The 2,669-nt window shown below is 42.6% G+C and carries 1 protein-coding gene; it reads right to left on the bottom strand.

Annotation, left to right across the window (positions count from 1 at the left end; genetic code table 11):
- A partial coding sequence (locus H5072_RS16360; RefSeq protein ID WP_182694132.1) for a TonB-dependent receptor occupies window positions 1-2,473 on the bottom strand: 2,473 nt, incomplete at its 3' end.
- Between the last annotated feature and the right edge of the window lie 196 nt (window positions 2,474-2,669).

The raw sequence follows: 2,669 nt of genomic DNA, 5'->3' as shown, positions 1-2,669 counted from the left end.
GTAATGGGTCATCGCTGTTAGCAATTACATCGTAAGCGGCTTCAAACTCTTCGTAGGTCATAGAGTCAAAATCAACGCCATTTTCTGTTGCGGCAACCATTTGAAATAAGTTTGAATCGGTTAGAGCAAGTCCGCGAGATTCTAGCTCAGCAATGGCAGCTTGTGCGCGAGGACCCGCTGTTGCATCGCGTAATCCGTAGTAGTTTTGCGTCATTGGTGTTAAACCAATAAAGTTTTCAATGTCTTTAGTGTAATAACCTACCGACACATAACTAGTTTCTGCAAAGTACCACTCAGCCGATACATCAATATTATCTGATTCTAGCGGCACTAAACCAGGATTACCCGTTGACGCTGTAGCCGGTGAAGAACCCGCTAAAAGAGTAGGGGCACCTGGTACACCAACAGTCGCTGCTGAACTTAAGTTATCGTAAGTTGGGCGAGCAATTGTCGTGCTATAAGAAAAACGCGCTTTTACGTTTTCAATTACTTCTATGTCAAAGTCAAAGCTTGGTAAAAAGTGATCGTAGCTAGATTTGAGCGTGAAATCTTCTTTAGCTGAGCCAAAACGAACATTAAAGTCGTTATTACCTTCCCACGCTACTGCGTTAGGTAAATCGATATTAGCCGTTGAGGTAATGTCGGTAGACTCTTGGCGCGCGCCAATAACAATGTTGTATGGCATAGCGCCAATGTAACCATTGTAAGTAAATTGCACAAACGCAGCGGTTATGTCTTCTTCAATGGTGCGGTTTGTTGCAAATGCGCCATCGGCTGCAAAGTTAAAACCGTATTCTTCACCTGCCCAGTAACCAATTTGAGATGCGCTGCCAGTATAACCTTGGTTGAACGAGCCCGATGTATCGTAGTCGTCAAACTCAGCTAAAAAGTTTGTTGGGTTTAAGTAGCCATCAGGTAGTTCGCCTGGGTTTTCTATACCCCAGTTACCCATTGTATTACGTGTAAGTGATTGCAGTGAATGGCTTTCCATAGAGCGAGACTCTATACCAAAGTCAATTGCGCCGTTTTCAATTTCGTATTTACCATGGATTCTAAATTCTGTGATTTCAGATTCTTGGCGAGCAAAGTTAGAATCTAAAATAGACGTACCCACATCAGAGGCATCTAACGTGTTATTACAATTTAGGTTATCTCGGCGGCAATCATCAAAATCGATACTCATTGATGGAAGCTCGCGGCTAAAATCAACTTCTTGTGCGTTAACTACGTTTGCGCCTAAGCCTGCGTTTACCCAGCTGCCGTAAGGTGCATCTGGTTTGCTAGTGGCTTTTGAATTGTGCGCATCAAACATAAAGCTCAATTCTGAATTGAAATAGTATTCAACGTTTAAACCAATAGAGTCGTTTTGGTTAACTTGGTTTAGCTCTTGAAACGCTAAACCTAAATCGCGTGTTTGCTGATCGCGACGTTCTTCTCGGTAATAAATAGGAGTTTTTACCGTGTTGTCGTCAAATGTTAGCGCGCTTTTGTAGTTATCCATCCAAATTGATTGCTCAGCACGGGCTTCGAATAAATCTTGCTTAGAATATGTGTAATCAAGCGTGGCTGTTAAATCGTCAATAGGGCTGTATTGCAGCGTTAATTGCGCGTTTGTACGAGTACGTTCTCTATCGGCAATGGTGTAGCGCAAATCTGATGGCATTGAATAAAGCTGGCCAACGGCGGGTGCATTAGTTAAAACAATATCGTCTGCAGCTTGTGGGATTGTGCCGTCAAAAGCTGATGTATTCCATTGATTTACAAACGCACCAGTTGATGAGCTATCGCGCTGTTGCATGCTTGCAGTTAACGAGGCACCAAATTTAGCTTCACTGTCGGTCCAGCTAATTAAGCCCGAAAGCTCAGGTGTTATGTCATCACCAACGCGGTTTGTTGAGTCGTGTAATGCTTTTACGCCAATGCTTGAAACAAAGCCTGGGTTATCAAGTGGGCGAGCGGTATTAATATTAATTGTTGCGCCAATACCACCTGATGCAATGCTTGCTTTACCAGTTTTATATACTTCAACCGATTTAACGCTATCAGACGCTAAGTTTGCAAAATCAAATGCACGAGAGCTGGGTGTACCACCGCCTGCAGGCAAAGATGCCGCCGGCATTGTACGCCCGTTTAGGGTTACCATATTGTAGTCGGGGCCAAAACCACGAACCGTTACTTTAGAGCCTTCACCATTTGAGCGATCAATCGACACACCCGTAATACGCTGTAGCGACTCGGCTAAGTTGGTATCTGGGAATTTACCAATATCTTCAGCTGATATAGCATCTACAACACCGGCGGCGTCGCGTTTTAAACGAGTCGACTCTTTAATACTGCTTTTAAAACCAGTAACTTGGATTACTTCAACATCTGTATTTGCTTCTTGTGCATATACAGGCAAAGAGATTGATGCACCTAAAATCAGAGATAGGCTGGTCGCTATCTTTGTTTTTCTTACAATATGGTTGGACATTCGGTTTCCCTCGCGCTTTTATCATTATTATTAACAGCTTGTATGGGGCTGTTATTGTGTAGTTATAAACATTGTCAAATGTGTGGAAGCGCTTCCAGAAAGTTCTGTTTAAATAGATTTTGTGGAAGCGCTTCCAGAAATGCTAGTTTATATTTTGAATAGGGTCAACTGTTGTTTTAATAAAATGAGACTAAAT

The sequence above is a fragment of the Pseudoalteromonas sp. SR45-5 genome (genome assembly GCF_014163565.1).
GTDB classification, from domain to species: domain Bacteria; phylum Pseudomonadota; class Gammaproteobacteria; order Enterobacterales; family Alteromonadaceae; genus Pseudoalteromonas; species Pseudoalteromonas distincta.
The sequence above is the reverse complement of the archived record's forward strand: the minus strand, read 5'-3'. Positions and strand labels throughout refer to the sequence as shown.